Source organism: Cupriavidus sp. SZY C1, from assembly GCF_032190535.1.
In the GTDB taxonomy this organism is placed as follows: Bacteria; Pseudomonadota; Gammaproteobacteria; order Burkholderiales; family Burkholderiaceae; genus Cupriavidus; species Cupriavidus pauculus_C.
In genome coordinates this window covers 345,630-370,320 of sequence record NZ_JAUANU010000002.1, presented here as the reverse complement: position 1 = coordinate 370,320, position 24,691 = coordinate 345,630, and the positions used below count along the sequence as shown (strand labels likewise).

At 67.9% G+C, this 24,691-nt stretch carries 19 protein-coding genes and 1 riboswitch; of the genes, 13 read left to right on the top strand and 6 right to left on the bottom strand.

Annotated features, from left to right (window positions below; translation table 11 throughout):
• Nucleotides 1–2 precede the first annotated feature (2 nt).
• From QTN24_RS05835 to QTN24_RS05825, 3 genes are all read right to left on the bottom strand, one after another.
• Nucleotides 3–2,558 (bottom strand): ABC transporter permease, encoded by a 2,556-nt coding sequence (locus QTN24_RS05835; RefSeq protein WP_124684896.1) that lies wholly within the window; start codon nucleotides 2,556–2,558, stop codon nucleotides 3–5.
• Between the two features lie 39 nt (nucleotides 2,559–2,597).
• The gene (locus QTN24_RS05830; RefSeq protein WP_313835766.1) at nucleotides 2,598–3,200 is read right to left on the bottom strand and encodes a DUF4126 domain-containing protein; all 603 of its coding nucleotides are present in this window, start codon (nucleotides 3,198–3,200) and stop codon (nucleotides 2,598–2,600) included.
• 121 nt (nucleotides 3,201–3,321) lie between these two features.
• Complete coding sequence (locus QTN24_RS05825; protein ID WP_124684898.1) at nucleotides 3,322–4,272, bottom strand: LysR substrate-binding domain-containing protein; 951 nt, start codon at nucleotides 4,270–4,272, stop codon at nucleotides 3,322–3,324.
• A gap of 278 nt (nucleotides 4,273–4,550) precedes the next feature.
• Between QTN24_RS05825 and xdhA the strand changes: the two genes are divergently transcribed.
• From xdhA to QTN24_RS05790, 7 genes are all read left to right on the top strand, one after another.
• Complete coding sequence (gene xdhA / locus QTN24_RS05820; protein WP_313835764.1) at nucleotides 4,551–6,047, top strand: xanthine dehydrogenase small subunit; 1,497 nt, start codon at nucleotides 4,551–4,553, stop codon at nucleotides 6,045–6,047.
• 12 nt (nucleotides 6,048–6,059) lie between these two features.
• Nucleotides 6,060–8,414 carry a xanthine dehydrogenase molybdopterin binding subunit gene (xdhB, locus tag QTN24_RS05815; RefSeq protein ID WP_313835762.1) on the top strand — a complete coding sequence of 785 codons (2,355 nt, stop codon included), beginning with the start codon at nucleotides 6,060–6,062 and terminating at the stop codon, nucleotides 8,412–8,414.
• 17 nt (nucleotides 8,415–8,431) lie between these two features.
• Nucleotides 8,432–9,436 (top strand): xanthine dehydrogenase accessory protein XdhC, encoded by a 1,005-nt coding sequence (xdhC, locus tag QTN24_RS05810; RefSeq protein ID WP_313835760.1) that lies wholly within the window; start codon nucleotides 8,432–8,434, stop codon nucleotides 9,434–9,436.
• A 44-nt stretch (nucleotides 9,437–9,480) separates the two neighbouring features.
• A complete protein-coding gene (locus tag QTN24_RS05805; RefSeq protein ID WP_313835758.1) occupies nucleotides 9,481–10,545 on the top strand; it encodes an adenosine deaminase in 1,065 nt (354 codons plus the stop codon).
• A gap of 86 nt (nucleotides 10,546–10,631) precedes the next feature.
• Nucleotides 10,632–11,963 (top strand): guanine deaminase, encoded by a 1,332-nt coding sequence (gene guaD, locus QTN24_RS05800; RefSeq protein ID WP_313835757.1) that lies wholly within the window; start codon nucleotides 10,632–10,634, stop codon nucleotides 11,961–11,963.
• A 184-nt stretch (nucleotides 11,964–12,147) separates the two neighbouring features.
• Complete coding sequence (locus tag QTN24_RS05795) at nucleotides 12,148–13,332, top strand: fatty acid desaturase (protein ID WP_313835756.1); 1,185 nt, start codon at nucleotides 12,148–12,150, stop codon at nucleotides 13,330–13,332.
• 64 nt (nucleotides 13,333–13,396) lie between these two features.
• Nucleotides 13,397–13,582, top strand: a riboswitch (yybP-ykoY riboswitch).
• A gap of 56 nt (nucleotides 13,583–13,638) precedes the next feature.
• Nucleotides 13,639–14,214 carry a TMEM165/GDT1 family protein gene (locus tag QTN24_RS05790; protein WP_313835755.1) on the top strand — a complete coding sequence of 192 codons (576 nt, stop codon included), beginning with the start codon at nucleotides 13,639–13,641 and terminating at the stop codon, nucleotides 14,212–14,214.
• Between the two features lie 104 nt (nucleotides 14,215–14,318).
• On the opposite strand, the gene QTN24_RS05785 is transcribed toward QTN24_RS05790, so the two are convergent.
• The gene (locus QTN24_RS05785; protein ID WP_313835753.1) at nucleotides 14,319–15,521 is read right to left on the bottom strand and encodes a urate hydroxylase PuuD; all 1,203 of its coding nucleotides are present in this window, start codon (nucleotides 15,519–15,521) and stop codon (nucleotides 14,319–14,321) included.
• Nucleotides 15,522–15,552: 31 nt separating this feature from the next.
• On the bottom strand, nucleotides 15,553–15,906 hold the full coding sequence (gene uraH, locus QTN24_RS05780) for a hydroxyisourate hydrolase (RefSeq protein WP_124684907.1): 354 nt from the start codon (nucleotides 15,904–15,906) through the stop codon (nucleotides 15,553–15,555).
• 345 nt (nucleotides 15,907–16,251) lie between these two features.
• Between uraH and QTN24_RS05775 the strand changes: the two genes are divergently transcribed.
• From QTN24_RS05775 to QTN24_RS05750, 6 genes are all read left to right on the top strand, one after another.
• A complete protein-coding gene (locus tag QTN24_RS05775) occupies nucleotides 16,252–16,992 on the top strand; it encodes a GntR family transcriptional regulator (RefSeq protein ID WP_124684908.1) in 741 nt (246 codons plus the stop codon).
• Between the two features lie 210 nt (nucleotides 16,993–17,202).
• Nucleotides 17,203–18,609 carry a nucleobase:cation symporter-2 family protein gene (locus QTN24_RS05770; RefSeq protein ID WP_124684909.1) on the top strand — a complete coding sequence of 469 codons (1,407 nt, stop codon included), beginning with the start codon at nucleotides 17,203–17,205 and terminating at the stop codon, nucleotides 18,607–18,609.
• Nucleotides 18,610–18,801: 192 nt separating this feature from the next.
• Nucleotides 18,802–19,746: an allantoinase PuuE gene (puuE, locus tag QTN24_RS05765; RefSeq protein ID WP_124684910.1), complete on the top strand. Its 945-nt coding sequence runs from the start codon at nucleotides 18,802–18,804 to the stop codon at nucleotides 19,744–19,746.
• Nucleotides 19,743–20,264 carry a 2-oxo-4-hydroxy-4-carboxy-5-ureidoimidazoline decarboxylase gene (gene uraD / locus QTN24_RS05760; RefSeq protein WP_313835749.1) on the top strand — a complete coding sequence of 174 codons (522 nt, stop codon included), beginning with the start codon at nucleotides 19,743–19,745 and terminating at the stop codon, nucleotides 20,262–20,264. Before puuE ends, uraD begins: the two co-directional genes overlap by 4 nt.
• Nucleotides 20,265–20,470: 206 nt before the next feature.
• Entirely contained in the window at nucleotides 20,471–21,547 is a 1,077-nt protein-coding gene (locus tag QTN24_RS05755) for a porin (protein ID WP_124684912.1), read from the top strand.
• 240 nt (nucleotides 21,548–21,787) lie between these two features.
• Complete coding sequence (locus tag QTN24_RS05750; protein WP_019448091.1) at nucleotides 21,788–22,033, top strand: hypothetical protein; 246 nt, start codon at nucleotides 21,788–21,790, stop codon at nucleotides 22,031–22,033.
• Between the two features lie 180 nt (nucleotides 22,034–22,213).
• Here the strand turns inward: QTN24_RS05750 and QTN24_RS05745 are convergent, their stop codons facing one another.
• Nucleotides 22,214–24,535, bottom strand: coding sequence for an NADP-dependent malic enzyme (locus QTN24_RS05745; RefSeq protein ID WP_124684913.1), 2,322 nt, complete (start codon nucleotides 24,533–24,535; stop codon nucleotides 22,214–22,216).
• Nucleotides 24,536–24,691 lie beyond the last annotated feature (156 nt).

Here is a 24,691-nt window from a genome sequence, read left to right as displayed (position 1 = left end):
CTTCAGTTCACATCCCGCAGCGTGGCCAGCGCCGGCTGCCGCAGCACTTCGCGCAGGCCCAGCCAGCCGCCGGCAAAAGCGCACAGCATGCCAGAAACCACGCCCACCGGCACGATCCAGCCGTTGAAGCGATACGGAAAGTCGAACACGAACTGCGACAGCCCCCAACCCACGGCAATGGCGCCCAGGCTGGCCAGGAAGCCGGCCAGCCCGCCCACCACCAGGAACTCGGCGTACTGCGTCTGCCGGACCAGCGCCGCCGGGGCGCCCAGCGCCTTGAGCAGGCCCGCGTCGCGCTTGCGCTCGTCGCGCGCGCCGGACAGCGCCGCGTACAGCACGGTCACGCCGGCCAGCAGCGTGAAGACGAACAGGAACTCCACGGCCGCGATCACCTGGTCCAGCACGTTCTGGATCTGGCGCAGGATCAGGTCGGTATTGACCACGGTGATGTTCGGAAACGTGGCCGTCAGCCGGTTGCCGAGCGCCGCCTGCTCGGGCGGCAGGTGGAACGACGTGATGTACGTCTCCGGCAGCCCCTGCATCTTGGCCACGGGCAGGATGACGAAGAAGTTGACACGCATCGAGCCCCATTCGAGCTTGCGCAGCGACGTCACCGGCGCCTCGACGATCTGCCCGGCCACGTCGAAGCGCAGCGTATCGCCCAGCCGGATATGCAGGGTCTTGGCGATGCCCTCCTCCACCGACGCGCCGCCGTCCCACTTGCCGGCCACCACCTCGTTGCCGTCCGGCACCGTATCCATGTACGACAGGTTGAACTCGCGCTCGACCAGGTTGCGTGCGCGGCCGTCGGGGTAGTCAGCAGCCTGCACCGGCCGGTCGCCGATCTGGATCAGCCGGCCGCGCACCATCGGGAACAGCAGGTCGTCGACCCCGCTCCGGGCCAGCATCTGGCGCAGCGGCTCACGCTGGTCGGGCTGGATGTTGATGATGAACCGGTTGGGCGCGTCGGCCGGCGTGGCGTTGCGCCAGGAATCGATCAGGTCATTGCGCGTCATGCCCAGCAGCAGCAGCGCCATCAGCCCCACGGCCAGCGCCACGGTCTGCAGCACGGTCACGCCGCGGCGCCGTTCCAGCACCGCCAGCGCAAAGCGCCAGCCCACGCTGCCCCGCGCGCGGCCGCGCATGGTGCGCGACAGCGCCATCAGCAACGCCAGCGCCAGCAGCGCGAACACCACGCCAGCGCCCACGAAGCCGCCCGCCGTGGTCAGGCCCAGCTTCAGGTCGCGCGCGGCCACCATCAGCAGCGCCACGAACGCGCCCAGGCCCAGCGCGTAGGCCGTCCAGGCCGATACCGGCGGCAGCCCGATGTCCCGCCGCAGCACGCGCAGCGGCGCGATCCGCGTCAGCGCCAGCAGCGGGGGGAGCGCAAACCCCACCAGCAGCACCAGCCCGGCCGCCACGCCCACCAGCGCCGGCACGGCCGACGGATGCGGCAGCGACACCTGCAGGATGCCGCCCAGCGACGCCAGCAGCCCGTAGTGGGCCGCGTAGCCCAGCGCCACGCCCACCAGCGCGCCGGCCAGCCCCAGCATCACGAACTCGATGCCGAACGCGGCCAGGATCTGCCCGCGCGACAGCCCCAGGCACTTGTAGACCGCCGTGGCGTCGGTGTGGCGCTGCATGTAGCGCCGCGCGGACATGGCAATGGCCACCGCGGCGATCATCGACGACAGCACCGCCACCAGCGACAGAAATCGCTCGGCCCGGTCCAGCGTGGCGCGCATCTGCGGCTGGCCCGATTCCAGCGATTCCACGCGCGTATTGCGCAGGTGGCGCCGCTCGATCTCGGCCGTTGCCCACTTGCGGTACGCCTCGCCGGCCGCGTCGGGGCCGGCCACCAGCAGGCGGTAGGTCACGCGGCTGCCCCAGCCGATCAGCCTGGTGGCCTCCAGGTCGGCCATCGGCAGCAGCACGCGCGGCGCGAAGTTCATGAAGCCGGCGCCGCGATCGAGTTCCTGCGTGATGATCCGGTCGATGCGGAACGTCTTGCTGCCCAGTTGCAGGCCGTCGCCGACGCGCAGGCCCAGCGCGATCAGCAGTGCCTCGTCCACCCAGACCGTGCCGGGCGCCGGGATGCCCTCGGCGTTGGCTTCGGGCCCGCCGGGCGCCTGCGCCACCTTGAGCCGGCCGCGCAGCGGGTAGCCGTCAGAGGCGGCCTTCAGCGCGGCCAGCTGGCTCGGCGCGTCGCCCTGCGCCGGGGCGCCCTGGGCGCGCGCCGTGGCCATGCTCGGGAAGGTCACCGTCTGCGCCACCTGCAGGCCGTCGCGCCGGGCGCGGTCGGCAAAGGCGGCATCGAACGGCTGGTCGGAGATCAGCAGCACATCGGCGGCGATCATCTGCCGCGCGTCGCGCTCCAGCCCCAGCCGCATGCGGTCGGCCAGAAAGCCCACGCTGGTCAGCGCGGCCACGGCCAGCACCAGTGCAAACAGCAGCAGCGTCAGTTCGCCGGCCAGCCAGTCGCGGCGGGCCATGCGCATGGCCTGGCGCCAGGCCGAGAATCGATGGGGGTGGGCTTCGGTTGGGGAGGCAGTCGACATGTCCGGCTGGCGGGTTGGCAGGCAGTTTGGGGGTGGCAATCAGGGACGATGGGGCGGATGGTCGGGCTTGCCGCGCAGGCTGGCGTGCAGCCGCCGCGCGCCGCGCCAGAGCCGGGGCACGAGCCAGGCGGCGACGATCAGGAACAGTACCAGCAGCACCAGGAACACGACCGGCAGGAAGAACGCCAGCAGCAGGCCGCCCATCGTGCCGACATCCTCGGTGAATGAGGCCACCCAGTTCGAGAAAGGTTCGGGCGACACGTTGATCAGCGCCCGCGTGCCGGCCTTGGCCGCGTGGGCGGTGCCGGCCAGCGTGCCGCCGATCAGGCCGGCGGCCACGGTCCACTGGGGGTCCATGTGGCCAAAGGCGGCGGCCGCCAGGATGGCGCCGGCGGGAATCCGGATGAAGGTCTGGATGCCGTCCCAGGCGGTGTCGAAGCCGGGCACCTTGTCGGCCACGAATTCGGCCATGGTCAGCGCGGCGGCCACCCCGATCACCCACCAGGACGACAGCACCTGCAGCCCGGACGGCAGGTCGAGCCAGCCCAGGCGGGCCAGCACGCCGGCCGTCAGCACGGCCAGGTAGAGGCGCAGGCCGCTGGCCCATGACATGCCGGCGGCCAGCGCGGCGGTTTCCAGCATGGCAGCTCCCTCGCGTTACGGCGCGTTCAACGTCCGGTGAGTGTAACGCCAGCGGCCGGTGCGGGCGCGGGCGGGACAGCGCCGATATCGAAGTGGATCATGCGCCATACCGGGCACAGCGTCAGGTAGCCGGCGCCGACTCCAGGCGGGGTAGCTGCGGCAGGTCCGACGCCACCTCGGCAATCATCCGGCGCAGCCACATCACGTCCGGCGCGGCGTGGCAGCGCTCGTGCCAGAGCTGGTAGAAGCGCATGCGCGGGAACGTGACCGGCGACGGCACCATGCGGATCGGCAGGTACTGCGCGTAGTGGGCGGCAAACTGGCGGCCCGTGGTGAACACCATGTCGGTCTTCATCAGCACGTACGGCACCAGCCCGAAGTACGGCAGCGTGACCTGGATATTGCGCTTGTAGCCCTGCTCGGCTAGCGCCTGGTCGATCATGCTGCGCTGCATCGACGCATACGGCGCCGGCGCCAGGTGCGGCATTTCCAGGTAGTGGCGCAGCGTCAGACCGTGGCGCGCCAGCGGGTGCTGGGCGCCGAGCATGCAGACCACCTCGTCGTCGAACAGCGGCGAGATGTGCAGGTGCTCGGGCGGCGACAGCCAGTTGCCGACCACGATATCCAGATGGCCCTGCTCCAAAGCGTCCAGAAAGTCGGTCGACTGGGTCATCGGATGCACGAACAGCTTGGCGCCCGGCGCCAGCCGGCGCACGCGCTCGACGATGTTGGGCAGGAAGAAGGCGTCCAGGTAGTCCGGCGCGCCCAGGTGGAACGTGCGCGTGGTGGTGGCCGGGTCGAACTGCTGCGGCGGCCGGGCGATGCGGTCCATCGCCGCCAGGCTCTGCTCGGCCAGCAGCAGCAGTTCCCGGCCGCGCTCGGTCGGCACCATGCCGCTCTTGCCGCGCACCAGGATGGCGTCGCCGGTGATCTCGCGCAGCCGCTTGAGCGTATTGCTGATGGCCGGCTGCGACTGGCCAAGCCGGACGGCGGTGCGGGTCACGCTCTGCTCGGTGAGCAGGGTGTGCAGTACCCGCAGCAAATAGGTATCGAGATGGTCGCGTCCGTGCATGGCAGGTGCCGCCCCGCTCTTCTGGGTGGCGTGGGTGGCGTGGGGGAAGGGAACGGCGCATAGTGTAAGACAGCCACCCCTGATACGGTCAAATACGGCGCCGCGTGCCGATGCACTACGGGAAGACCCGGAGATGCCCCGCCAGGCCGCCCCGGGGCAGGGATGGCGGCGCCGCGCCGGCCATTGGCGCGCGCCTTGATGGGGCATATCACCTGGGCCAAATATTGCAGGAAAAGACCCGGTGCTATGTTTCCGCCATCCCCGAAAGAGAGAAGATCATGGAGACGCAAACGATCCGCTTCTACCACCGCGGCCAGGTGCAGGAAGTGTCCGACGCCCCGGTGACCCGCACCGTGCTGCAGTACCTGCGCGAGGACGTGCGCTGCACCGGCACCAAGGAAGGCTGCGCCGAAGGCGACTGCGGCGCCTGCACGGTCGTGCTGGGCGAGCTCAAGCCGGACGGCGACGTCGAGTTCAAGGCCGTCAACGCCTGCATCCAGTTCCTGCCCACGCTGGACGGCAAGGCACTGGTCACGGTGGAAGACCTGCGCCAGGCCGACGGCACGCTGCACCCGGTGCAGGAGGCGATGGTCGAATGCCACGGCTCGCAATGCGGCTTCTGCACGCCGGGCTTCGTGATGTCGCTCTGGGCGCTGTACCAGCAGCACACCCCGGGCGGCGCACCGCCGGCCCGCCAGGAGATCTGCGACGCGCTGACCGGCAACCTGTGCCGCTGCACCGGCTACCGGCCCATCGTCGACGCCGGCCAGCGCATGATGGCCCTGCCCGCCCCGGCCGCCAGCCGCCTGAACCCGAAGCAGATTGCCGACACGCTGCGCAGCCTCAGGCGCGGCGAGACATTCCACTACAGCGCGCGCGGCCAGCATTTCTACGCGCCGCGCACGTCGGCCGAATTTGGCGCGATCAAGGGGGCCGAGCCCGGCATCCGCATCCTGGCCGGCAGCACCGACGTCGGCCTGTGGGTCACCAAGCAGTTCCGCGAGCTGGGCAACCTGCTCTACGTCGGCCAGGTGGAAGACCTGAACACCGTGGCCGAGCGCGACGGCTACGTCGAGATCGGCGCGGCCGTGACGCTGGAAAAGGCGTACGCCGCGCTCAATGCCGCCCATCCCGAGCTGGAGGAGCTGTGGAAGCGCTTTGCCTCGCTGCCGATCCGCAACGCGGGCACGCTGGGTGGCAACGTGGCCAACGGGTCCCCCATCGGCGATTCGATGCCGGCGCTGATCGCGCTGGGTACCGAGGTGGTGCTGCAGCACGGCGACGTGCGCCGCACGCTGCCGCTGGAGGACCTGTACCTGGCCTACCAGAAGACGGCCATGGCCGAGGGCGAGTTCGTCGCCGGGCTGCGCGTGCCGGTGAAGGGGCCGGGCCATTTCCGGACCTACAAGCTGTCCAAGCGTTTCGACGAGGACATCTCGGCCGTCTGCGCCGCCTTTGGCATCAGCGTCGATGACGGCATCGTGACCCACGCCCGCATCGCGTTCGGCGGCATGGCCGCCACGCCCCGGCGGGCCGCGCAGGCCGAGGCCGCGCTGGTCGGCCAGCCGTGGACCGAGGCCACCGCGCGGGCCGCGATGGCCGCGCTGGGCCAGGACTACACGCCGCTGACCGACATGCGCGCCACCGCCGCCTATCGCGCGCGCGGCGCCGCCAACCTGCTCTACCGCTTCTGGCTGGAAACCCGCGATGGCGCGCTGCCCGCCGCCATGGTCAATGTCCGCGCCCTCGGCGCCGGCGAAACGGTCAGCGCGTAAGGAACGCCCGCCATGAACAAGCAAACCGAACCCTTCCTGCTCGACGCCAGCGTGGCCGCGGAGTCCACGCCCCAGGTGGGCATCTCGCGCCCGCACGAATCGGCCCACCTGCACGTGGCCGGCACCGCCACCTATACCGACGACATTCCCGAACTGGCCGGCACGCTCCACGCGGCGCTGGGCATGAGCGCCAAGGCCCATGCGCGGCTGAAGTCCGTGGGGCTGGACCGCGTGCGCAAGGCGCCCGGCGTGGTGGCCGTGCTGACCGTCGACGACATCCCGGGCGTCAACGACTGCGGCCCGATCATCCACGACGACCCGATCCTGGCCAGGGACGTGGTGCAGTTCGTCGGCCAGCCGATCTTCGTGGTCGTGGCCACGTCGCATGACGCCGCGCGCCGCGCCGCCCGCCTGGCCGACATCGACTACGAGGACCTGCCGCCGGTGCTGACGCCCGAGGCGGCCCATGCCGCCGGCAGCTACGTGCTGCCGCCGATGCACCTGACGCGCGGCGAGCCAGCCCGGCAACTGGCGGCGGCCACCCATCGCGACAGCGGCCACATCCGCCTGGGCGGCCAGGAACAGTTCTACCTGGAAGGCCAGATCGCCTACGCCGCCCCGCGCGAGAACGACGGCATGCACGTCTGGTGCTCCACCCAGCACCCGACCGAGATGCAGCACGCCGTGGCGCACATGCTGGGCTGGCACGCCCACCAGGTGCTGGTGGAATGCCGCCGCATGGGCGGGGGCTTCGGCGGCAAGGAATCGCAGTCGGCCATGTTCGCGTGCTGCGCGGCGCTGGCCGCCTGGAAGCTGCTGTGCCCGGTCAAGCTGCGTCCGGACCGCGACGACGACATGATGATCACCGGCAAGCGCCACGACTTCACGTTCGACTTCGATGTCGGCCACGACGACGAGGGCCGGCTGGAGGCCGTGCGCGTGGAGATGGTGTCGCGCGCGGGTTTCTCCGCCGACCTGTCCGGCCCGGTCATGACCCGCGCCATCTGCCACTTCGACAACGCCTACTGGCTGCCGCACGTGCAGATCGACGGCTACTGCGGCAAGACCAACACGCAGAGCAACACGGCGTTCCGGGGCTTTGGCGGCCCGCAGGGCGCGTTCGCGGTGGAGTACATCCTGGACAACGTGGCGCGCAACATCGGCAAGGATTCGCTGGACGTGCGCCGCGCCAACTTCTACGGCAAGGGCGAGCGCAACGTCACGCCGTACGGCCAGACCGTGGAGGACAACGTCATCCACGAGCTGATCGACGAACTGGTGGCCTCGTCGGCCTACCAGGCCCGCCGCGCGGCCACCCGCGCGTTCAACGCCAACAGCCCGGTGCTGAAGAAGGGCATCGCGATCACGCCGGTCAAGTTCGGCATCTCGTTCAACGTGGCGCACTACAACCAGGCCGGCGCGCTGGTGCACGTCTACAACGACGGGTCGGTGCTGGTGAACCACGGCGGCACCGAGATGGGCCAGGGGCTGAACACCAAGGTGGCGATGGTGGTGGCGCACGAGCTGGGCATCCGCATGGAGCGCGTGCGCGTGACGGCCACCGATACCAGCAAGGTGGCCAACACGTCGGCCACGGCCGCGTCCACCGGCGCCGACCTGAACGGCAAGGCCGCCCAGGACGCCGCGCGCCAGATCCGCGAGCGGCTGGCCGACTTTGCCGCGCGCAAGGCCGGCGTGACGCCCGCCGACATCCGCTTCAACGACGACCTGGTGATTGCCGGCGAGCTGCGGCTGCCGTTCAACGAACTGGTGCGCGAGGCCTACATCGCCCGCGTGCAGCTCTGGTCAGACGGCTTCTACACCACGCCCAAGCTGTACTGGGACCAGAAGGCGCTGCACGGCCGGCCGTTCTACTACTACGCCTACGGCGCCGCGTGCTCGGAGGTGATCGTCGACACGCTGACCGGCGAATGGAAGCTGCTGCGCGCCGACGCGCTGCACGACGCCGGCAAGTCGCTGAACCCGGCCATCGACATCGGCCAGGTGGAAGGCGCGTTCGTGCAGGGCATGGGCTGGCTGACCACCGAGGAACTGTGGTGGAACCCGAACGGCAAGCTGATGACCCACGCGCCGTCGACCTACAAGATCCCGACGATCAACGACGTGCCCGAGGGCTTTCACGTGCGGCTGTTCCAGAACGCCAACGTCGAGGACAGCATCCACCGCTCGAAGGCCGTGGGCGAGCCGCCGCTGCTGCTGCCGTTCTCGGTGTTCTTCGCCATCCGCGACGCCGTCGCGGCCGTGGGCGACTACCGGGTCAACCCGCCGCTGCGCGCCCCGGCCACCAGCGAAGCCATCCTGGACGCCGTGGAGGCCGTGCAGGCCGCCGCCGGCGTGCCGGCCTGACGCGACGGAGACCTACCATGCAGGACGCCCCGCTCAAGCCGTTCCGCTTTGCCGACGCCGCTCGCTGGGTGCGCGCCGGCGTACCCGTGGCGATGGTCACCATCGTCGACGTCAAGGGCTCCGCGCCGCGCGAGGCCGGCATCCGCATGCTGGTCACGGCCGACGACCTGGTCGGCACCATCGGCGGCGGCCATCTGGAATGGCGCGGCATGGACATCGCCCGCGCGATGCTGGCCAACCGCCACGTGCGCGGCAACCCGCCGCGGCGCATCGAGCGCATCGCGCTGGGGCCGACGCTGGGCCAGTGCTGCGGCGGCGTGGTCAAGCTGGCGTTCGAAGTACTGGACGAGGCCGACCTGCCGTGGCTGGACGCCGTGCAGGCCGCGTTCCGGGCCGGCCGGGCGATCGAGCGCGTGGTGCCGCCCGCCGGCCCGGTCGGCTTTGCGCCGAGCCGTGCACAGTTGGCCACGGCGGCGCTGCAGGGCGACGGGACCTGGATCGACACGCTGGTGCCCGACGCCATGCACGTGGTGCTGTTCGGCGCGGGCCACGTTGGCCATGCGCTGGTAAAAGTGCTGTCCACGCTGCCCTGTCACGTGCACTGGGTGGACGAGCGCGACACGCTGTTCCCGGCCGGGCTGCCCGACACCATCGAGGCCGAGCCGACCGACACGCCCGAGGCCGTGGTCGACCAGGCGCCGCCGGGCGCGTACTTCACCGTCATGACCCACAGCCACGCGCTGGACCAGCAGCTCTGCGAGCGCATCTTCCGCCGCACGGATTTCGCCTATTTCGGGCTGATCGGCTCCAGGACCAAGCGGGCCAGGTTCGAGCACCGGATGGTGGAGCACGGCGTGGACCCGGCGCGGCTACCGGAAATGACCTGCCCGATGGGTGTGGCGGGCATTACAGACAAGGCTCCGGCTATGATTGCGGTTGCCATCGTCGCCCAGCTACTGCAGGTGCGCGAGCAGCGCATTGCGGCGCTGCGCGCCCAGCGGCTGGAGACGGTGCTTCCGTAACAGCACAGCCGCCCGTGCGGCTGTCAGCATAGAAAAGAGGCCCCATGACCATCGATGCCGCGCTGGCGGACAAAATCCGCCGAACTCCCAAGGCCGAACTGCACGTGCATATCGAAGGCACGCTCGAACCCGAGCTGATCTTCCGGCTGGCCCAGCGCAACAACGTCAGCCTGGCCTACCCCGACGTGGAGGCGCTGAGCGCCGCCTATGCCTTCAGCGACCTGCAGTCGTTCCTGGACATCTACTACGCCGGCGCCAGCGTGCTGCTGACCGAGGAAGACTTCTTCGACATGACAATGGCCTACGTGCAGCGCGCCGTGGCCGACAACGTCCGCCATGCCGAGATCTTCTTCGATCCGCAGACCCACACCGAGCGCGGCGTGCCGATCGGCACCGTGATCGACGGCATCTCGGACGCGCTGGCGCAGGCACGCACCGAGTACGATTTTTCGAGCAGCCTGATCCTCTGCTTCCTGCGCCACCTGTCCGAGGAAGACGCGTTCGCCACGCTGGAGGCCGCGCTGCCCTACCGCGACCGCTTTGTCGGCGTGGGACTGGATTCGTCGGAGCGCGGCAACCCGCCCGAGAAGTTCGCGCGGGTGTTTGCCCGCGCCAAGGCGCTGGGCCTGCGCCTGGTGGCCCACGCGGGCGAGGAAGGCCCGGCGCAGTACGTGACCGACGCGCTGGACATCCTCAAGGTGGAGCGGATCGACCACGGCGTGCGGGCCATCGACGACGCGGCGCTGGTTGAACGGCTGGCGCGCGAGCGCGTGGCGCTGACGGTCTGCCCGCTGTCGAACCAGAAGCTCAAGGTGTATCCGGACCTGCGCGACCACTCGCTGAAGCAACTACTGGACGCCGGCGTGGCCGTGACGCTGCATTCGGATGACCCGGCCTACTTTGGCGGCTACATGAACGCCAACTGGGAAGCCACGTTCGACGCGCTGCCGCTGGACGCCGCCGACGCCCACAAGCTGGCGCGCAACAGTTTTGAAGCGGCCTTCCTGCCGGAGAAGCAGAAGGCCGAATTCCTGGCGGAAGTCGACCATTTCTGGTCGGCGCCGCCGATGTCCCCGCCCGCGGCGGCCCATGTGAGTTCCACGGGCTGACGCGGACGCCTATCCCAGAATGCCGGATGCCGCGCCCGCTGCCTGCCAAGGCACGGGCGGGGCGCCGGCCGCCCCGAGACAAGACGATGACGACTTCCCCCGCCCCCCGCACCAACGGTGCCGTCACCCGCGCCATCCGCGGCCGCATCCTCCATTTCCTGCGCGATCCGCAGTTCCACGAGGACGCTTATCAGTATTGGGAAGACGGCCTGATGATCGTGACCGCCGGGCGCGTGGCCGCCGTGGGCCGGTACGCCACGCTGGCGCCCGAGGTGCCGGCCGGCGCCGAGCTGGTCGACCATCGCGGCAAGCTGATCGTCCCGGGCTTCATCGACACGCACGTGCACTACCCGCAGACCGACATCATCGCGTCGCCGTCGCCGGGGCTGCTGCACTGGCTGGACACCTACACGTTCCCCGAGGAGCGCCGCTTCAGCGACGCCACCTACGCGCGCGGCGTGGCCGACTTCTTCACCGACGAACTGCTGCGCAACGGCACGACCACGGCGATGGTCTGGAGCACCGTGCACGCGCAGTCGGCCGACGCGCTGTTCGCGGCCAGCCAGGCGCGCAACCTGCGGATGATCACCGGCAAGGTGCTGATGGACCGCAACTGTCCCGATTTCCTGCAGGACACGGCCGAATCCGGCGCGCGCGAATCGGCCGACCTGATCTCGAAGTGGCACGGCAAGGACCGGCTGGCCTACGCCATCACGCCGCGCTTCGCGCCCACGTCCACCGAAGCCCAGCTTGCCGCCTGCGGCGAGCTGGCGCGCGCGCATGACGACGTCTTCATCCAGACGCACGTGGCCGAGAACCGCGACGAGGTGAAATGGGTGGCCGAGCTGTTCCCGGACGCGCGCAGCTACCTGGACGTCTACGACCGCTACGGCCTGCTGCGCCCGGGCGCGTTCTACGGCCACGCGATCTACCTGGACCCCGAGGACCGCCGCCGCCTGGCCGACAGCGGCGCGGCCGTGGCCCACTGCCCCACGTCGAACCTGTTCCTGGGCAGCGGGTTCTACGACTTCCACCAGTCCGACGCCAACCGCCTGAACGTGACGCTGGCCACCGACGTGGGCGGCGGCACGTCGTTCTCGATGTTCCGCACGATGAACGCCGCCCACAAGGTGGCGCGCATGGGCGGCTACCACCTGACGGCGCTGCGCATGTTCTACCTGGCCACGCGCGCGGCGGCCGAGGCGCTGGGCTGGCAGGACCGCATCGGCAGTTTCGAGGTGGGCTGCGAGGCCGATTTCGTGGTGCTGGACCCCGATGCCACGCCGCTGATCGCGCGCCGCAGCAGCCGCTCGGAGACGCTGGAAGAGCAGCTGTTCGCGTTTGCGATGCTGGGCGACGACCGCGTCATCGACAGCGTGTACGTGATGGGCGAAGCCGCGCAGCCGGTGGCTGCCTGAGCACCCCGCCGGCCTGCCGCCCTGCCGATCAAGCGGCTCCGGCTTTGCATGGGACGCCGAAGCCCCTTTCACGCCCAATGTCTTGATCGGCATCAACACAATCGTCATCCAAGCCTTATAGCCTGTCGCATTCGTGCGCCCACGCAAATGGGCGCCCCCTGCATTCCGACTCGCTGAAGCCTTGATGACTGCCAGATCCCAGACCCTTTCCCCGACGGACGGCGGCACGCCGCCGCCCGCCGCCGCCCCGTCCACCGCATCCCAGCGTCGCCCGCATGCCGGCGACGTGCCACTGCCCGAGCCGATCGCGTTCGAGGCCCCGTTCCCCAACCGCAAGACCATCCGAAGCTGGCTGATCCCGCTGGGACGCCGCAGCACGTCGCGCGCGCTGCTGCTGTTCGCGTTCGACTACGCGCTGTTCTTCGCGGTGCTGGCCGGCGTGGTGCTGCTGTCGGCATGGTGGGCCAAGGTGGGCCTCGGCGTGCTGGCCGGGCTGATCATCGCGCGGCTGTTCATCATCGGCCACGACGCCTGCCACCAGAGCCTGACCGACCACCGCGGCCTGAACAAGTGGCTGGGCCGGCTGACCTTCCTGCCGTCGCTGACGCCGTACAGCCTGTGGGAAGTGGGCCACAACGTGGTGCACCACGGCTATACCAACCTCAAGGGCTTCGACTTCGTCTGGGCGCCCTACTCGCTCGACGAATTCCGCGCGCTGCCGCGCCGCCGCCGCGTGATGGAGCGCATCTACCGCAACGGCTTCGGCGCCGGCCTGTACTACCTGATCGAGATCTGGTGGTTCAAGCTGTTCTTCCCGAGCAAGCGCCAGATGGCCACGCGCCGCGCGATCTTCCTGTGGGACTGCACGCTGGTGGCCGCCTTCGGCGCGCTGTGGATCGGCGCGCTGGCATGGCTGGCCGTCGCCACGGGGCAGTCAGTGCTGCTGATGGTTGGCACCGGCTTCGTGCTGCCGTTCCTGGTCTGGAACACGACGGTCGGCTTCGTGCTCTATGTCCACCACACCCATACCAGCGTGGCGTGGTACGACACCAAGGCGATGTGGGCCAAGGCCCAGCCGTTCGTCTCGACGACCGTGCACCTGCGCTTCGGCATGGGCATCGGCGCGGCGCTGCACCACATCATGGAACACACGGCGCACCACGTGGACATGAGCGTGCCGCTGTACCGGCTGAAGCGCGCGCAGGCCCTGCTGGAGCACGCGCTGCCGGGGCGGATCATCATCGAGAAGTTCTCGTGGCGCTGGTACTTCCGTACCGCGCGGCACTGCAAGCTCTACGACTTCAAGGCCCTGTGCTGGACCGATTTCCGCGGTCGCCAGACCAGCGAGAACGCCCCCGTGCCTGCCTGAGAACCCTTCTCAATTCGATCGTAGTTCCGCCAGATCGTTGGACATTCGCCGACGGTCTGGCTACAATGCGGGCTCCATTGGGGAGTAGCCGCCCTGATCCCACCGCGCCGCGCAATGCGGCACCCGGAGGACAGGGGCGTACGTCAACAGACTTGACCGCGAAGCGGTTATGGCGTGCGCAGCCTTGGACCTTGTGTCCAGCGCCTGGCGAGACCGATGACCATACCTTTCTGGCCGGGCCGGGAAAGGTGTGTGTCATTGGCATCTCGCAAGATGCGCAGGCGGCCCGGTTTTACACCAATAACAATGGAATCATTCCTCGTCTCCACAGGTATCGTCGCGCTCGCCGAAATGGGCGACAAGACGCAGTTGCTGTCCCTCGTGCTGGCCGCGCGGTATCGCAAACCCCTTCCCATCATCCTCGGCATCCTGATCGCCACGCTGGTCAACCACGGCTTTGCCGGCGCCCTTGGTGGCTGGATCACCCAGGTCCTGGGCGCCAACCTGCTGCGCTGGATCCTCGGTCTTGGCTTTATTGCGATGGCCGCGTGGATGCTGATTCCCGACAAGCTCGACGAGGCCGAGGAAGCGAAGCCGGCCAAGGGCGCGCTGGGCATCCTGGGCACCACGATCGTGGCCTTCTTCTTTGCCGAGATGGGCGACAAGACGCAGATCGCCACCGTGGCGCTGGCGGCCCGCTTCCATGGCGAGGTGCTGGCGGTGGTGGCCGGCACGACGTTCGGCATGATGCTGGCCAATGCACCGGCCGTGATGCTCGGCGAAAAGTTCGCGAACCGGATGCCGATTGCCCTGGTCCACAAGATCGCCGCCGCGATCTTCCTGGTGCTGGGACTGCTGGCGCTGTTCAACGTCGGACGCTGATAAAAAAACGGGGCCGAAGCCCCGTTCAAACCCTCGCCGGTCCGGTACAGCCGGCTGCCGACTGCGCAGCCTCCGGACCGTCGATCACCGATGCCCGGTCGTAATCAGTTGGTCGTCTTGGCGCCGCCCTCGAACCACTGGCCCAGCAGTGCGCGTTCGTCGTCCGTGATCTGCGTGACGTTGCCCAGCGGCATCGCCTTCTGCTGCACGGCCTGCTGGTAGATGAGCTGGGCGTGCGACTTGATGTCGTCCACGGTATCGAGCTTGATGCCCTTGGCGGCCGTCGGCATCATCTTCGGCTGCGCGGCATGGCACTGCACGCAGCGCGAGTTCATGATCTCCTGCACCTTGACGAAGCTCACCGCGTTGGCGGCGCCTTCGCCCTGCGCCACCTGCGGGCGCGGCTGCGGCGCGATCAGGAACGCCACCAGGCCCAGGCACGCCACGCCGGCGGCCGGCCACGCGATGTTGATCTTGCCCTTGTGCTTGAGGATGAAGAACTGGCGGATCAGCACGCCGGCCAGCATGACCAGGATCAGCACCACCCAGTTGTTCTTGGCCGCGTAGGTCATGCTGTAGTGGTTCGACAGCATCGCGAACAGCACCGGCAACGTGAAGTACGTGTTGTGCACGCTGCGCTGCTTGCCGCGCTTGCCGTGGATCGGGTCCACCGGCTGGCCGGCCTTGAGCGCCGCCACCACCTTGCGCTGCCCCGGGATGATCCAGAACAGCACGTTCGCGCTCATGATCGTGGCGATCATCGCGCCGGTCAGCAGGAACGCCGCGCGGCCCGAGAAGATATGGCAAGCCACATAGGCGGCCACGCCCACGTAGATCGCCACCAGGATGCCCACCGTCCGGTCGCTCTTGCCGAAGATCCGGCAGATGGCGTCATAGACCACCCAGCCCACGATCAGGTACGACACCGCGAAGCCCACGGCCGCGCCGGGCGACATGTCGTAGACGTTCTTGTCGATCAGGAAGGTGCTGGCGTTGAACAGGTACAGCACCACCAGCAGCGCGAAGCCGCTCATCCACGTGGAGTACGACTCCCAGTAGAACCAGTGCAGGTTCCCGGGCAGCGACTTCGGCGCGGTCAGGTACTTCTGGGGGTTGTAGAACCCGCCGCCGTGCACTGCCCAGAGTTCGCCATCGACGCCCTTGTCCTTGAGCCCGGCGTCCGTGGGGCGCGTCAGGCTGTTGTCGAGCCAGACGAAGTAGAACGACGAGCCGATCCAGGCAATCGCCGTGATGACGTGCAGCCAGCGCAAGAGCAGATTGGCCCAGTCGAGAATGTAGCCTTCCATGACTTGTCTCCTTGTTCCCGTCCGCCTTGTCTCAGCTGCCGCGGTAGGTCGAGTACGACCATGGCGACACCAGCAGCGGCACGTGGTAGTGCGCGGCCGTGTCGGCAATGCCGAAGCGCAGCGTCACCACGTCGAGAAAGGCCGGTTCGGGCAGCTTGACGCCCTGGGCACGGAAGTAGTCGCCAGCGCCGAAGTCGAGTTCGTAGACGCCCGGTTGCAGGTCGGCGCCTTCCAGCAGCGGCTGGTCGGCACGGCCATCGTGGTTGGTCCGAATCGACTTCAGGGTCTCGCGTCGATTGTCGACAATTTTATGCAGGGTAACCGACATGCCGGCACCGGGCGTCCCGGCGGCAGTGTCGAGAACGTGAGTGGTCAAGCGTCCCATCCTGTTCTTCCTTTGGAATGTGGGTTGTGAGGGGCGCCGCTGCCTTCACTAGCACCATTTGTGGGAAATGGTGCCCGCTCGGTACGTGTTTCAACGCATCCCGGCGCTGGATTGGTGCGAGGCGACAATGCGCCTGCCCTATCCGTTAGACAACTCGGTAATTACCCGTAGTTGTCGAAAACCTGGGTCGGTTTTGTTGACAATGGTGCTTGCATATCCAAATAATTGTCAACAATTTTTAGATCGGCGCAGCCAAATGATCGATATCAAAACGCTTGATGTTGGTCTGTGCATGGCTCGCTACGATCGCTGACCATCGCCTCCCCTGCATTGCGAGTGTCCAGGATGTCCAAGAATCTCAAGCTGATCGCCGCCGACGCGCTGCCCGCGTCCCTAGACAACAAGCCCGCCCGCAAGGGGTCGGTGGAAGAGCGCATGTATCACGAGATCTACGACGCGATCATGGAGCACCGCCTGCCGCCGCGCACCAAGCTCACCGAGCATTCGCTGTGCGAGATCTATGCCACCGCGCGACACACCGTGCGCAAGGTGCTGTCCCGGCTGGCCGCCGACGGCATGGTCGACCTGGAGCCCAACCGAGGCGCCTTCATCGCCAGCCCGTCGACCGACGAGGCGCACGACATGTTCGAGCTGCGCCAGATGCTGGAGCGCGCCGTGCTGGAAAAACTGGCCGCCATGCCGAACGTGCGCGCGGTGATCGCGCCGCTGCGCAAGATGGTGGCCGACGAGCGCCAGGCGTTTCTCACGCACGAGCGGCCCACCTGGATCCGCCTGTCCGCCGAATTCCATACCGCGCTGGCCGACCTGTCCGGCAACGCGCTGCTGGTAACGATGATGCGGCGGCTGGTGTCGCGCACCACGCTGATGATCGCCAGCGTGGAGGCCCCCGGCCACAACGCGTGCTCGTTCGACGAGCACGACGACATTCTTGACGCACTGGAACAGGGCGACGCCGCCCTGGCGCAGTCGCGCATGGCGCACCACCTTGGCGCCTGCGCGGACCGCGTGCAGCCGGACGAGCCCGGCAACTTCGATCTTCGCAGCGTGCTGGGCCGCTCCACCTAGCACGGTGTTCCCGCCGCCGGGCAACAGCACACCCCTGTTGCCGATGCAGGCCCACCCGCTGCCCGCCGCATCCACGCCCGCCAGAGGCGCGGCAGGCAGCCGGACAAGAACCGCCAACAATCGCCCATCACAAGAGGCATCGACAAAAGCGGTCACGGGCAAAACCCGGCGCGCGTTCCCATCGAAACCAATCGGAGAGGAGACACACCCATGAATTCCGCAAGCACCACGGTCCCCACGGACCAGACAAACGAGCGGCTGCCCTCCGGGCGGTTGCTGGCGCTGGGCCTGCAGCACGTGCTGGTGATGTATGCCGGTACCGTTGCCGTTCCGCTCATCGTCGGCGGGGCGCTCAAGCTGCCGAAGGACCAGCTCGCGTTCCTGATCAATGCCGACCTGTTCGCGGCCGGCCTGGCCACGCTGATCCAGGCCATCGGCTTCTGGAAGTTCGGCATCCGCATGCCCGTGATGATGGGCGTGACGTTCGCGTCGGTGGCGCCGATGATCGCCATCGGCACCGACCCCAACGTGGGCCTGCTGGGCATCTATGGCGCGGTGATTGCGTCCGGGCTCTTCGGCATCCTGATCGCGCCGATGATGGGGCGCATGCTGGGGCTGTTCCCGCCCGTGGTGACCGGCACCGTGATCACGCTGATCGGGGTGTCGCTGATGCGCGTGGGCATCAACTGGGCCGGCGGCGGCCAGCCCACCACGCGGGCCGTCATCGACGGCGTGGTCAAGGACGTGCCGAACCTGGCCTACGGCGACCTGGGCAACCTGGCCATCGCCGGCCTGACGCTGCTGGTGATCCTGCTGCTGACGCGCTACGGGCGCGGCCTGGTGGCCAACTGCGCGGTGCTGCTGGGCATCATCATCGGCACGTTCGTGGCAATGGCGTTCGGCAAGGTGTCGTTCGAGGGCCTGCACGAAGCCAGCTTCGTGGCCGTCATCACGCCGCTGCACTTCGGCATGCCGACGTTCCAGCTCACCGCGATCCTGTCGATGTGCATCGTGATGCTGATCACGCTGGTCGAGTCCACCGGCATGTTCCTGGCGCTGTCCGACATCACCGGCCGCCGGCTGAGCCCGAAGGACCTGACCGCCGGCCTGCGCGCCGACGGCCTGGGCACGGTCATCGGCGGCGTGTTCAACACGTTCCCGTACACGTCGTTCTCGCAGAACGTGGGGCTGGTCACCGTGACCGGCGTGCGCTCGCGCTACGTGGCGGCCGCCGGCGGCCTGATCCTGATCGCGTTCGGCCTGTTCCCGAAGATGGCCCACGTGGTGGCGTCGGTGCCGCAGTTCGTGCTGGGCGGCGCCGGCATCGTGATGTTCGGCATGGTCGCGGCCACCGGCATCCGCATCCTGGGCAGCTGCGATTTCAACCGCAACCGCCACAACCTGTTCATCGTGGCGATCTCCATCGGCTTCGGCATGATCCCCACGCTGGCGCCCACGCTGTTCCAGTATCTGCCCAAGTGGACCGACCCGTTCACGCACAGCGGCATCGTGCTGGGCACCATCGTGGCCGTGGTGCTGAACCTGTTCTTCAACGGCATGCAGTCGGCCGAGGAAGCCATGCGCAACGCCGCCGCGAACAGCCATGGCACGGAGTAACCCCGCCGACCATTGACCCCTGACAATCGCACGCGACAATCGGGCGCGGACAATCCGCTGCGTTCCGCCCCGCCCGCCGCGTACGTTGCCGCCTGCACCGGGCGGCCTCTGGCACGCGCTTTGCGTCATGCAGCGCGCTCCGAGACCGACCCCTGCAGGCTGCAGATTTCTCTCCTGAAGCAGACACAACAGATGACACACGATAACTATCCACGCGATCTCATCGGCTACGGCGCCCGCCCGCCGCACGCCCGCTGGCCGGGCGGCGCGCGTATCGCGCTGCAGTTCGTGCTCAATTACGAGGAAGGCGGCGAGAACTGCGTGCTGCACGGCGACGCCGCGTCCGAGCAGTTCCTGTCCGAGATCGTCGGTGCCGCGGCCTACCCCGCCCGGCACATGAGCATGGAAGGCATCTACGAATACGGGTCGCGCGCGGGCGTCTGGCGCATCCTGCGCGAGTTCGAACAGCGCAAGCTGCCGCTGACGATCTTCGGCGTGTCGATGGCACTGCAGCGCCATCCGGAACTGACGCGCGCCTTCGTCGAGCTGGGCCACGAGATCGCCTGCCACGGCTGGCGCTGGATCCACTACCAGGGCATCGACGAGGCCACCGAGCGCGAGCACATGCGCATCGGCATGCAGATCATCAAGGACCTGACCGGCGAGATGCCGCTGGGCTGGTACACGGGCCGCGACAGCCCCAACACGCGCCGGCTGGTGGTGGAGCACGGCGGCCTGCTGTACGACTCGGACTACTACGGCGACGACCTGCCCTTCTGGACCGAGGTGGAAGTCGCCGGCGGCGAGAAGAAGCCCCACCTGGTGGTGCCCTACACGCTGGACTCCAACGACATGCGCTTTGCCACGCCGCAGGGCTTCAACACGGGCGAGCAGTTCTTCCAGTACCTCAAGGACGCCTTCGACGTGCTGTACGCCGAGGGCGACCCCAGCGGGCTGGACCAGCCCAAGATGCTGTCGATCGGCATGCACTGCCGCCTGCTGGGCCGGCCGGGCCGGTTCCGCGCGCTGCAGCGGTTCCTGGACTACGTCCAGTCGCACGACAAGGTCTGGATCACGCGGCGCGTGGACATCGCCCGCCACTGGATCGACACCCACCCGTACCGGAGCCAGGCATGAGCCAGACGCACTACACGATTACCCAGCTGAACGCGATGCCCGAGCCCGAGTTCGTCAAGGTGCTGGGCGGCATCTACGAACATTCGCCCTGGTTCGCCGAGGCCGCGGCGCGGCAGCGTCCGTTCGCCAACACGGCGGAACTGGCCGGCGCGCTGCGCGCCGCGGTGGATGCAGCGGGCCAGGACGCCCAGCTCAAGCTGGTGCGCGCCCACCCGGAGCTGGCGGGCAAGGCGGCCGTGCGCGGCGAGCTGACGGCCGAATCGACGCGCGAGCAGGCCGGCGCCGGGCTGGACCAGTGCACGCCGGAGGAATTCCAGCGCCTGCAGGACCTGAACGCGGCCTACAACCGCAAGTTCGGCTTCCCGTTCATCCTGGCCGTGCGCGGCTACGACCGCCACGGGATCATCGACGCTTTTGCAAGGCGCCTCGACAACGAGCCCTCGGTCGAGTTGCAAACTTGCATCAACCAGATCCACCGCATTGCGCAGTTCCGCCTGAACGACTTAGTATCCGCCTGAAAAAAAATCCACGGCAGTCAAGAGAGAGAAATTCAGGAACGTTCGGCGACCCGCGTCGCCGTCCAACAAAGTCCCGGCCGCGCCGGTCCCCACTGCACCGTCAGACTTCCGTGCGCGGCCAAGGGACAAAGCAGAAGAAGCCCAGTCAAGGGTTCCGGCACACAACGAAAACGTTCTGAGCAGCATCACAACCACGGAGGTCTTACATGACAAAGCAGTACAAGCCGGCCATCAAGCTGGCGGCAATCGCGGCCACCCTCTTCTCCGGCGCGGCCCTGGCCCAGTCCAGCGTCACGCTGTACGGCCAGGCCGACATGTTCGTCGGCGGCATCAAGAGCCCGGGCACGGGCGAGCGCGCCTACGTGGCCAACTCGGGCGGCATGCAGACGTCGTACTGGGGCATCAAGGGTACCGAGGACCTGGGCATGGGCACCAAGGCCATCTTCGACCTGAACGGCTTCTTCCGTACCGATTCGGGCAGCTCGGGCCGCTTCAACGGCGACTCGCTGTTCAGCCGCAACGCCTACGTCGGCCTGCAGAACGACCGCTACGGCGCGCTGAAGCTGGGCCGCAACACCACGCCGTACTTTGTCTCGACGATCCTGTTCAACCCGCTGATCGACTCGTACGTCTTCAGCCCGATGATCTTCCACACGTACTTCGGCACGCCGGGTACGGGCCTCTACGATCCGGGCATCATCGGCGATTCGGGCTGGAACAACTCGATCGTCTACTCCACGCCCACGTTCGGCGGCCTGACCGCCAACCTGATCTACGGCGCGGGCGAGGCGGCGGGCAGCAACAGCAAGAACAAGTGGGGCGGCAACATGACCTACTTCTCGGGCAACCTGGCTGCCACCGTGGCGTTCCAGCAGGTCAAGTTCGACGTGGCGCCGTTCGACCCGCAGAACCCGGCCCTGGCCAACCTGGACAAGCAGTCGGCCGTGCAGGCCGGCCTGTCGTACGACTTCAAGTTCGTGAAGGCCTTCCTGCAGGGCCAGTACATCAAGACGGACTTCACGACCAGCGCCACCGGCGACATCAAGCATATCGACGGCCAGGCTGGCGTCTCGGTGCCGGTGGGCGCGGGCAACGTGCTGGCGTCGTACACGTTCGGCCGCGTGCTGAACGAAGTCACCAGCATCAAGCGCAACACGTTCGCGGTGGCCTACGACTACAACCTGTCGAAGCGCACCGACGTCTACGCGGCCTACTTCTACGACAAGGTCACGGGCGTGGAACACGGCGACAGCTTCGGCGTGGGCGTGCGCCACAAGTTCTGACGTCTGCCGCCAGTCTCGGCGCCGTCACAAAAGCCTGCCCGCGCGGCAGGCTATTTCTTGCGCGCAACCCGGCCCGATCCGCCACAATGCTGCGCCGCAGCGCAAGTTCGCGCGACTGCAGCAGGATCGGAAGCCCCCGCTTCATAGGCCGATTCAATTGGCGACCGCCCCCTCTTCTACCTAGATTGGTCTTCCGGACTGTGTGCCGGACCACGTAAACCAGGACGAGTGAGGTGACGCATGCGGCGCTATGTGAAATCCCGATCGGAACTGATGGCCATCCTGAGCCAGTGCCTGGACAACAACCCGGAATGCGGCGAGGTGGAGCTGCACGCCATGCGCGTGCACCAGCCCGACCATACCGGTTGCAACTGGAGCGCTGAGGTCGATTTTCGCCAGGACACCTTCGACGATCTGGCACAGCAGATGGCCGCGGCCCGCTCGATCATCGTGGTGATGCGGGAGCAGTACAACGTGCTGCAATAGCGGCAATGCACCGGCTAGGGCGCACGACCCGTGCGTACTGACCCGCCGACGCGCTGACACCCCGGCAGACGTGCCAGCGCACCGACAAAAAAACCGGGCCGCGAGGATTGCCCCTCGCGGCCCGGTTTCGTTTTGCGACCATCAGACCTGCACGCCGTGCAGATCAGGCCCGGCGCGGCCTTATCGGATCGCGCCCGCCTCGGCCACGGCCACGGCCGTCATGTTGACGATGCGGCGCGTGGTGGCCTGCGGATTCAGGATGTGCACCGGCTTGGCCGCGCCCAGCAGGATCGGGCCCACGGTCACGCCCTGGCCGCCCGTCATCTTGAGCAGGTTGAACGCGATGTTGGCCGCGTCCAGCGTCGGCATGACCAGCAGGTTGGCGCTGCCCACGAGCTTGGTGTTGGGCAGGAAGTGGCGGCGCACGTCCTCGTCCAGCGCGGCGTCGCCCTGCATCTCGCCTTCCACTTCCAACTCCGGCGCCACGCGCGCCAGGATGGCCGCTGCCTCGCGCATCTTGCGCGCCGACGGGCGCGTCGACGAGCCGAACATCGAGTGCGACATCATCGCCAGCTTCGGATGCAGGCCAAAGCGCGCAATCTCCTTGGCGGCAAGCTGCGCGATGGCGGCCAGTTCCTCGGCGCTCGGGTCGTCGTTCACGAACGTGTCGGTGATGAACAGCGTGTGCTTTTCCAGCATCAGCGCGTTCATGGCGGCGAACACCTTGGCGTCCGGCGCCAGGCCGATCACGTCGCGCACGTGCTCCAGATGGGCCTCGAAGCGGCCCACGGTGCCGCACAGCAGCGCGTCGGCATCGCCCATGTGCATCAGCATCGTGCCGATCAGCGTGTTCGAGCGGCGCAGCGCCACCTTGGCCATGTCCGGCGTCACGCCGTCGCGGCCGCGCAGCGCGTGGTATTCCTCGTGATAGGCGCGGTAGCGCGGATCGTCTTCCGGATTGATCAGCTCGAAGTCGACACCGGGACGCAGGCGCAGGCCGGCCTTCTCAATGCGCATCTGGATCACGTGCGGGCGGCCGATCAGGATCGGACGCGCCAGGCCCTCGTCGACCACGCCCTGCACGGCGCGCAGCACGCGCTCTTCCTCGCCCTCGGCGTAGGCCACGCGCTTGGGCGCTGCCTTGGCGGCCGAGAACACCGGCTTCATGATCAGGCCGGTGTGGTAGACGTAGCTCGACAGTTGCTGGCGGTAGGCTTCCAGGTCCTTGATCGGACGCGTGGCCACGCCGGACTCCTCGGCGGCCTTGGCCACGGCCGGCGCGATCTTCTCGATCAGGCGCTGGTCGAACGGCGTCGGGATGATGTAGTCGGGGCCGAACTTCAGCTCGCGGCCACCGTAGGCGGCGGCCACGGCATCGTTCAGCTCGGCCTCGGCCAGCTCGGCGATGGCCTTCACGCAGGCCAGCTTCATTTCCTCGGTGATCTTCGTCGCGCCGCAATCGAGCGCGCCACGGAAGATGTACGGGAAGCACAGCACGTTGTTCACCTGGTTCGGATAGTCCGAACGGCCGGTGGCGATGATGCAGTCCGGGCGCGCGGCCTTGGCCACTTCCGGGCGGATTTCCGGCTCCGGGTTGGCCAGCGCCAGGATGATCGGCCGGTCGGCCATGGTCTTCACCATGTCGCCGGTCAGCACGCCCGCCGTGGAGCAGCCCAGGAATACGTCGGCGCCCTTGACGATATCGGCCAGCGTGCGGTCCGACGTGTCCTGCGCGTAGCGGGCCTTGTTGGCTTCCATGTTGGCGTCGCGGCCCTGGAAGATCACGCCCTTCGAATCGACCACGTAGACGTTCTCGCGCTTCACGCCCAGGCTGACCATGGTGTCCAGGCAGGCAATGGCGGCGGCGCCGGCGCCCGAGACGGCCAGCTTGACCTTGCCGATTTCCTTGCCCACGACCTTCAGGCCGTTCAGCAGCGCGGCGGCCGATATGATCGCCGTGCCGTGCTGGTCATCGTGGAAGACCGGAATGTTCATGCGCTCGCGCAGTTGCTTCTCGATGTAGAAGCACTCGGGCGCCTTGATGTCCTCCAGGTTCACGCCACCCAGCGTGGGCTCCAGCGCGGCCACGATCTCGACGATCTTGTCCGGGTCGCGGGCATCCAGCTCGATGTCGAACACGTCGATGCCGGCAAACTTCTTGAACAGGCAGCCCTTGCCTTCCATCACCGGCTTGCCGGCCAGCGGGCCGATGTCGCCCAGGCCCAGCACGGCGGTACCGTTGGTAATGACCGCCACGAGGTTGCCGCGCGAGGTGTACTCGGCGGCCATCGACGGGTCCTTGTGGATTTCCTCGCAGGCATACGCCACGCCCGGCGAATAGGCCAGCGACAGGTCGCGCTGGTTGGACAGCGCCTTCGTGGCCGTTACCTGGATCTTCCCCTTGGTCGGGCTGCGGTGGTATTCCAGCGCGGCCAGGCGCAGTTGCGCTTCGGGGCTGTTGGGGGCGTGTTGCGGTGCATCACCGCTGGTCTTGCTGCTCATTCTGCTTGTCCGGAAGAGAAGGCCAAAAAAATCGAGCAGCCATTCTAGCCCAGCCATTCCGCGCTGGCGGGGCTTTGCAGCGGTCCGGCGCGTGTTTTTGCCGTGCGGCGTTGAAAAACACCTTTTACCGCACGGCAGGGTTCAGGTCCGTCTCAC